The organism is Cellulomonas fimi (assembly GCF_012952065.1).
In the GTDB taxonomy this organism is placed as follows: Bacteria; Actinomycetota; Actinomycetes; order Actinomycetales; family Cellulomonadaceae; genus Pengzhenrongella; species Pengzhenrongella fimi_A.
The window spans coordinates 1-696 of sequence record NZ_JABCJJ010000082.1; the positions used below are offsets into that span (position 1 = coordinate 1).

General features: G+C 65.5%; 1 protein-coding gene. It reads right to left on the reverse strand.

Going from position 1 to position 696, the window contains the following annotated elements:
• A partial coding sequence (locus HIR71_RS16295; RefSeq protein ID WP_169326107.1) for a cysteine hydrolase family protein occupies positions 1-677 on the reverse strand: 677 nt, incomplete at its 3' end.
• Between the last annotated feature and the right edge of the window lie 19 nt (positions 678-696).

Below are 696 nucleotides of genomic sequence, written 5' to 3' on the forward strand. Positions count from 1 at the left end.
AGGAACTCCGTGCTGAGGAGCACGTCGCCGTGGTTGGCCTGGACGTTGCGCAGGGCCTCCCAGTGCTGTCCGTAACCCAGGGGCTCGTCCTTGAGCCCGGACGGGATGGCGGCGTTGGTGTCCGCGAGGGTGATGACCTTGTAGTCCTGGTTGGCGCCATCGATCGCTGTCGTGATCACGCAGTTGCCCGTCGACACCCCGGCGATCACGAGCGTGTCGGCCCCCGCCTTGCGCATATACTCGTTCAGCGGAGTGCCGTAGAAGCTGCTGAAGCGGTGCTTGCGTATGACGGGCTCATCCTCGAGCGGCTTCAGGGCGTCGTCGAGTTCGTCGCCGCCGTTGCCCCACGCGCCGGGGAACTCGGCCAGCTTGCCCTCGAGGCCCCACTTCACGTCGGCGTAGCCAGCGTCCTTGCCGTCCGGCCTGATTCCCCACATCGACCAGACGACCGGAATCCCCTTGGCACGGCAGGCCTCGATCACCTTGACGGTCGGCGGAACGACGTCCTTGCCCTCCGGCGCGCCCCCGACGCTCTCGATGTACATCGCACCGCCGGGTGTCACACAGGCCTTCTGCATGTCCAGGACGAGCAGCAGGGTCTTCTTCGGGTCGATGGTCGGCGCCAGCATGTTTGCGCGGTTGATGACCTCGTCGATGTGGTCGTAGGTGTAGTCCAAGGACGACATGCGATCTCCT